Source organism: Psychrobacter sp., assembly GCF_018260395.1.
GTDB lineage: Bacteria > Pseudomonadota > Gammaproteobacteria > Pseudomonadales > Moraxellaceae > Psychrobacter.
This window is the reverse complement of sequence record NZ_JAGLBC010000118.1, coordinates 1-7,583: the sequence shown is the minus strand read 5'-3', so window position 1 is coordinate 7,583 and position 7,583 is coordinate 1. Positions and strand designations below refer to the sequence as shown.

At 39.3% G+C, this 7,583-nt stretch carries 7 protein-coding genes; all 7 read left to right on the top strand.

What is annotated here, in order from left to right; translation table 11 throughout:
- Positions 1–428 precede the first annotated feature (428 nt).
- The 7 genes from QZ265_RS08695 to rplC all read left to right on the top strand — a co-directional run bounded on the left by QZ265_RS08695 (position 429) and on the right by rplC (position 7,555).
- Positions 429–1,457, top strand: a complete 1,029-nt coding sequence (locus tag QZ265_RS08695; protein WP_296405360.1) for a rod shape-determining protein — start codon at positions 429–431, stop codon at positions 1,455–1,457.
- Between the two features lie 39 nt (positions 1,458–1,496).
- Positions 1,497–2,417: a rod shape-determining protein MreC gene (mreC, locus tag QZ265_RS08690; RefSeq protein ID WP_296405358.1), complete on the top strand. Its 921-nt coding sequence runs from the start codon at positions 1,497–1,499 to the stop codon at positions 2,415–2,417.
- A gap of 216 nt (positions 2,418–2,633) precedes the next feature.
- Positions 2,634–3,119, top strand: a complete 486-nt coding sequence (mreD, locus tag QZ265_RS08685) for a rod shape-determining protein MreD (RefSeq protein ID WP_296405356.1) — start codon at positions 2,634–2,636, stop codon at positions 3,117–3,119.
- 124 nt (positions 3,120–3,243) lie between these two features.
- On the top strand, positions 3,244–3,864 hold the full coding sequence (locus QZ265_RS08680; RefSeq protein WP_296405354.1) for a nucleoside triphosphate pyrophosphatase: 621 nt from the start codon (positions 3,244–3,246) through the stop codon (positions 3,862–3,864).
- Positions 3,865–4,131: 267 nt separating this feature from the next.
- Positions 4,132–6,066, top strand: a complete 1,935-nt coding sequence (locus QZ265_RS08675) for an Rne/Rng family ribonuclease (RefSeq protein WP_296405353.1) — start codon at positions 4,132–4,134, stop codon at positions 6,064–6,066.
- A gap of 445 nt (positions 6,067–6,511) precedes the next feature.
- The gene (gene rpsJ, locus QZ265_RS08670; protein ID WP_007394248.1) at positions 6,512–6,823 is read left to right on the top strand and encodes a 30S ribosomal protein S10; all 312 of its coding nucleotides are present in this window, start codon (positions 6,512–6,514) and stop codon (positions 6,821–6,823) included.
- A 93-nt stretch (positions 6,824–6,916) separates the two neighbouring features.
- Entirely contained in the window at positions 6,917–7,555 is a 639-nt protein-coding gene (gene rplC, locus QZ265_RS08665; RefSeq protein ID WP_296405350.1) for a 50S ribosomal protein L3, read from the top strand.
- Positions 7,556–7,583: the final 28 nt, after the last annotated feature.

Here is a 7,583-nt window from a genome sequence, read left to right as displayed (position 1 = left end):
TAGGAACTATTTAACGCATGATAGATAGTGACTTATTTAACTTGCAAATAACTAACACAAAACAAGTAAATCAGTCAAAACACAGTAAAAATTAATGCTATAACTATACAACAGTAGCGTAAAATTTAATTTTGACATGAGATGTTGCAAAAAATGTCATATAGTTATGCTAAAAATTTGAGATTTACATGATTTATCGTTCATTAAACGCTATAATTTGCTCCACTTGAATATTTGATTAGTTTTTAAGGTTTATTCTTGTCGTCATACTCCCATACTTTATTTTAGTCAATGTATGTCACTTTATTCGACAAAACTATAAAATATTTCTAAAATATTAAATTCTTTTTTGAGAGCCAGTCTCTGCTTAATAAACGCAAGAGATGATGAGGCTACTCTTTAACTCGCAATACGCTGGAACACGATACATGAACCCGTTTGGATTTCTATCTAACAATATCGCCATTGACCTTGGTACTGCCAATACATTGATTTTTACCCCTGGTAAGGGTGTGGTACTTAATGAGCCTACCGTTGTTGCTCTACGTAGTAACCGTACTCAGAACCCAACTGTGGCTGCTGTGGGCATCGACGCTAAGCAAATGCTAGGTCGTACCCCAGATAACATCACCGCAATCCGTCCTTTAAAAGATGGGGTAATAGCAGATTTTGAAGTCACTCAAAAGATGTTAAAGCACTTTATCAATAAAGTAAAAGCAAAACGCTTTTTGGCTCAGCCAAATGTTGTGGTTTGTGTTCCTTGCAAGTCTACGCTTGTTGAACGTCGAGCTATTCGTGAGGCGGTTTCATCTGCAGGTGCCAATAAAGTATTTTTATTGGAAGAGCCTATGGCCGCTGCTATTGGCGCGGACTTACCGGTACACGAAGCGAGTGGTTCAATGGTAGTTGATATCGGTGGTGGTACAACTGAAATTGCGGTTATCTCCTTATCTGGCTGTGTCTATGCTGACTCAATTCGTATCGGTGGTGATATATTTGATGAAGCAATTATTACCCATGTTCGCCGTAATCATGGCTGTGTGATTGGTGAAACTACTGCTGAGCGTATCAAGCAAAGCGTAGGCTCTGCTATAGATGAAGATGCCAAGCTTGAAGTTGAAGTACGTGGTCGTAGTATGGCAGAAGGTGTGCCAAAAACTTTAACTGTAACTTCTGAAGAAGTACAAAAAGCCTTAAGTGATTCTTTAACCGGTATCGTAAGTGCCGTAAAAACAGCTTTAGAGCAAACCCCACCAGAATTATCATCTGATATTGCAGAACGTGGTATTGTATTAACTGGTGGTGGGGCCTTACTTCGTAACTTTGATAAGTTATTGTCTAAAGAAACAGGTCTCCCTGTTACGGTTGCAGAAGATCCTTTAACTTGCGTAAGCCGTGGTGGTGGTGCTGCTTTGTCATTTATCAATAACAAAAGTTTGAATATGATTTTTGTTTAGTCTATAAGTTTGTACGTTCACTAAGTCTGTAAGTTCACTATGCCAACGACCCTCTTTGCTCAATACAATCTTACTTTACGAAAAACAGCGGCTGTATTATTGGTCGCTATGATTTTAATGTTGTTAGATAGCAAAAACCCTAATTGGTTCAATCCAATTCGTGATACAAGCCATTCGGCGATGCAGCCTATATATCAAATGTCGGTATTGCCTACGTTTGTTAGTCATTGGGCTGATGGCACCTTGATGAGTAAAGAGGCGTTGCGTCGTGAAAACGTTCAGTTACACGCCCAATTGTTACATGCTCAAGCCAAGCTACAACAGCAAGACTATATATTGGCTGAAAATGCGCGATTACAGGGTATATTATCTACCACCAAACCTGACCAATATGAATTGAATTTGGCTCAAGTCATAGGTACAGATACCAATCCGTTAAAGCAAATCGTGGTGCTTAATAAAGGTAGTAAAGATGGGGTGCAAGTGGGCCAAACAGCCATAGATGAAAACGGTATTTTAGGCCAAATTATCAATGTTTACCCCAATACCAGTCGTTTATTGCTGATTACTGATGAATTACAGTCTGTATCCGTTACGGTAAGAAGAACGGGACAACGAGCCATTGTCACGGGTGAGGGTACGCCAAGTTCTCTGAAATTAGATTATATTTTCAAAACTTCAGATATTCGTGTCGGTGATGAGCTAATATCTTCAGGCATGGGAGGCCGTTTTCCAGCAGGATACCGTGTTGGCCGTGTCGAATATGTTAACCCTCAGCAACACGAAAACTTTATGAATATTGAAGTAAAACCAGCCGCTAATTTTATCAATAGCTCATATGTTTTAGTCATGCAAGATAGTGAGCATTCACCTGACTTTAAAGATGATAAATTTACAGGTTCCTTAGAGTTAACTGAAGTTCCTTATGTTCCGGACAGTCGTCCTACTGAGCCTAAGTGAGGCTCAAAATAATGCTATCAAATGACTTGTTGACCTTAAAAGGTTGTTTTCTTACTTCGACTGCTATTTTCTCATTTAGTCGTAACACAGTTAGCTGTAAAGCAAATAGCCTTAAGGCAGTTAATAGTATTAGTTACAAGACATCTTGCTACGCTTTCACAAGCCTAACCTCAAGCCCAAACCTTAGCTTAACTACTGAGCTGAGGCTTGTCTAGTATGATGAAATCCTCTTTAAGCCCTTTTCAGTCATTGATTATAGTTATTGTTAGCTTTGTGATAGCGTCAGTGGTCAATATCTATCCGATGGGCTTACAAGCCTCTTTTCTACGTCCTATGGCACTTATTATGGTGCTTGTTTTTTGGCTGATATTCATGCCCCGTTATGTGGGGGTTATTACAGCTTTTGGCATTGGGATAATTTGTGATTTATTATTGGACACGCGTCTTGGTCAGCAAGCATTTGCTGCAGTGATCATGGCCTTTGGTGTGCGATTTATGGGTCAGTACATTAAGCAGCTTAACTTTTCACTTGCTTGGACTGTTGCTGCTATTGCGTTGATTGTCTTTCAGTTTGCTTTGTGGATAGTGCAATATATTACTCAGAACATATTTTATAGCAGCGCTATTTTTAATTTATTGGTCAGTATTTTGACTTGGCCATTAGTGTTTATGCCCCTAATCCGATTTATAAAAAAATTATAATCTAAATCTACTGCCTTGCTTCCATCCTTATTACCAGCACTTTATAATCACTTTTCATAAAACATTTGCTTTATTTATTAAATCCTTTGATACCCCATAACTTCTTTATACATTTGAGTATGTCATGAAAATTATTCTGGCTTCTACTTCTCCACGTCGTCAGCAACTGCTAACACAAGCTGATATTGAATTTGAAATTCTGACCGTGGAGGTGGATGAAACGGTATTATTCAATGAGTCACCACAAGATTATATTGTGCGTATGGTAAAGGCCAAAGCTGTTGCTGCTGGCAAGAGCCTGAGCGCTATTTGTAAAGACAACATTAAACATTGTTTGGTAATCACTGCCGATACTATAGGTGTTCTTCCAGATGAGAGGTCTATATTGGTTAAACCTACGGATAAAGCAGATGCCTTTGACATGTGGCAAAAGTTGTCTAATACCAAGCACTCGGTATGGACTGCAGTACAATTAACTGTTTTTAATCAGCAAGGTGAAGTCGTTACTATTGATAACTTATTGGAAAAGACAGAAGTTAGCTTTATTGAATTAGATGATGAAGCTATGCAAACTTACTGGTCTAGCGGTGAACCTGCTGATAAAGCTGGCGGTTATGCAATTCAAGGTAAAGGTGCAGCTTGGGTAAAGTATATTAAAGGCAGCTATACCAACGTAGTGGGGCTACCTTTAGCGCAGACTTTATCTGCTATCAAGCATATGGAGAATAAGCTTGAGAGCTTATAATGGCGCTAAAACTTACTTTATAAGTTATCTTTTAAGTCTTCATAGTTTTTAGATTCGGAATTTAAAAATTATAATATCAGATAGAAGGATAGGGGCGAATAATTCTTTCATCGAAGAAATGACAGGATAACAATTTTACAAAGTCGGTGGTACACTGGTTCAAAATTAAAAGATATTAGGCTAATTTTATACCGCTGATAAATTTCTCGATATAATTGGTAGTCTTTACTCAATAAACCTAAATTAATAAAAAACAAAAGGTCTACTATGTCAGAAGAGCTACTCATTAATGTTAGCCCAATGGAATCGCGTGTTGCCGTCTTGGATAATGGGGTGGTTAGTGAGGTTTATATTGAGCGTCATAATAAGCTTGGCTTGGTAGGCAATATTTATTTAGGGAAGGTAGTTCGCGTATTACCTGGCATGCAAGCAGCTTTTATTGAAATTGGCCAGTCACGTACAGCTTTTTTACACGTTAATGATATGCGCCGTCTGCCTAGATTGACGCCTAATATGGACAGTCCTTCTGAGGTGCGTCATCACGTTAAAAAAGAGCCTACTGTACTAACTAGTATGTCAGTGAACCGATCAGAACACATTGCTGAAATAAACACTCGAACTGGTTCACAACCTTTATCAGCTACTATGGTAGATGATCATTCAGCCAGCAATGCATTAACATCTCTGCAAAATCCTAGCTCTAACATTTCTGGCTCTAATTTTACTGAATCTAACACTACTGGCTCTAATGTTAATGGCTCTAGTAAGGTTGATCTCGAGCCTAGCAGTTTAAGAGAAAAGCAATCAGCTCTAGCAGACGAGTCGGCAAATTTAAAAAGTGATCTATTGGACAATTCACTACTTGAGTCCACATCCTTAGATATCGATTCGCCAGATAAAGTGGGCAATGCCATTACTCAGGCTGATACTCCGCCTATGCCTATAAAAGAGCGTCAGATTATTGAACCCCCGCGTCATGAACTGATCCAATATCGGCTACAAGAAGGCCAAAAGATATTGGTACAGGTTACCAAAGACCAACTAGGTACTAAAGGCGCACGGTTAACCACTAATATTTCGCTTCCGTCACGTTATTTGGTGTATTTGCCATCGAGTGAACATATTGGTATCTCACAACGTATTGATAATGAAGAAGAGCGTCATCGCCTAAAAACTGAATTGGCACAACTGATGCAAACGGTAAATTTAACCGGCGGGTTAATTGCTCGTACTGCTGCTGAGCGAGTTCCAGTTGACAAACTAGAAGAGGATATTTACTACCTAGTTCAATTATGGCGTACTATTCAAGCGCGTAGAGAGGCTTCTGCAGGTAGTGGCAAACCGGCAGTATTAATTTATCAAGAATTGTCCTTACCTCTACGTTCTATTCGAGATTTGGTACATCAAGATACTGAAAAAGTAATCGTCGATCATGAAAGCATGTATAACGAAGTGCGCCAGTTTGCTAAAGAGTTTGTGCCATTAATTTATCCTAAGATATTGCCTTATATGGGTGAGCAGCCCTTGTTCGATCTACATCGAGTTGAAGAAGACTTAAGAGATGCGTTAAAACGCCGAGTAGATTTAAAGTCAGGAGGCTACCTGATTATTGACCAAACTGAAGCAATGACCACAATTGATGTCAATACCGGTTCATTTGTTGGCGGGCGATCATTAGAAGATACAGTCTATAAAACTAACTTAGAAGCAACACATGCCATTGCCAGACAGCTTCGTTTGAGAAACTTAGGTGGCATTATCATACTAGATTTTATAGATATGTTAGAGCAAGAGCATAAAGACGATGTGCTTGAAAGCTTACAACACCAGTTATCTCAAGATTATGCTAAAACCAAAATTACGCAAGTAAGTGAACTTGGTTTGGTTGAAATGACTCGAAAACGAACCCGTGAATCTTTGGAGCAACAGCTTTGTGAGCCCTGTAAAACTTGTGAAGGCAAAGGATTTATTAAAACTGCTGAAACAGTTTGTTTCGAGATATTCCGCGAGATTATGCGCTGCGCCCGTACTTATAATTCACCGAAGAAATTCACAGTAGTTGCACATGCTTCGGTCATTGATTTGCTGTTATCCTCTGAAGCAGATACAGTAGCAGATTTAGAGTATTTATTGGGTAGAGTAATCACCTTTGAGGTTGAAAATCTTTATACTCAAGAGCAATATGATATCGTTTTAGATTAATATATATTTATAGTAAATCTAAAACACTTAGGATTAGTGTTCTTGATCTGTATAGGGTTTAAAAATCTTGCGTTATTCTTTTTAGAAGTTAATAATACACTTGCAATCATTTGACAATTGTGTATAATACAACCCACTGAATTTATATGAGCGTTTCAAGTGGTGTAAGCAGATACGGCAGCGTATTCATAAGCAAACACTTAATAGACTTGACGTTAATACAGCCGAAGCATCGTTTTTGGCACTAATTTCATTCTTCTTTGCTACCTTCTTATATGGAACTGGTGGGCAAGGATTAAACTTATTTTGTTTTTTGAATTGTCTGATGTGATTAGTCTCACGATTTGACCAAAAAATGAATCATTTATATAACGGCTATTTATCATTTAAGTGCTATTTATATTTTAGCAATAGTGATAAACCCATTTATTAGGAGCTTGCTGGCATGGCTAACCAGAGAATCCGTATCCGACTAAAGTCTTTTGATCATAGATTGATCGATCAGTCGGCACAAGAGATTGTCGATACCGCAAAGCGCACTGGTGCGCAAGTTTGTGGTCCTGTACCGTTGCCTACTCGCATCGAGCGTTTCAACGTCCTAACCTCGCCACACGTCAACAAAGACGCGCGAGATCAGTACGAGATTCGTACTCATAAGCGTATGCTTGACATCGTGCAACCTACTGATAAAACAGTTGATGCATTGATGAAATTGGACTTGGCTGCTGGTGTAGACGTTCAAATCGCATTGGGTTAATCAAAAGCGCGTAGATTTAAGCGTAATGATTAATAACACGCGACTTTTAGAAATTACCCCAAACTATTAATTGAAGATATAAAGAGGTTTAACATGGCGATCGGTTTAGTCGGTAAGAAATGCGGCATGACCCGTGTCTTCACTGAAACAGGCGCTTCTATCCCTGTAACGGTTGTTGAGGTCGATGCAAACCGCATTACTCAAATCAAAACCAATGACACTGACGGCTATCAAGCCATTCAAGTAACCACTGGTGAGCGTCGTGACAGCCGCGTAACTGCAGCACAAAAAGGTCACTTTGCTAAAGCTGGCGTTAAAGCTGGTCGTGGTACTTGGGAATTCCGTGTTACAGAAGAAGAACTTGATGGACGTGAAGCTGGTAGCGAAATTGCTGCTGACCTATTTGAAGCAGGGCAACTTGTTGATGTTACAGGTCAAAGTAAAGGTAAAGGCTTCCAGGGTGGCGTAAAACGTCATAACTTTAGTATGCAAGATGCTACTCACGGTAACTCAGTATCGCATCGCGTATTGGGTTCAACAGGTCAGAACCAAAGCCCAGGTAAAGTTTTCAAAGGTAAGAAAATGCCAGGGCAAATGGGTAACAAACAAGTTACCGTTCAAGGACTTGAAGTCGTGTCAGTAGATGCTGAAAAAGGTCTTCTCGTCATTAAAGGTGCCATACCAGGTGCCAATGGTGGCGATGTCATCGTACGTCCGTCAATCAAAGCCTAAGCAAGGGGATTAACGTGAATTTAAAAAC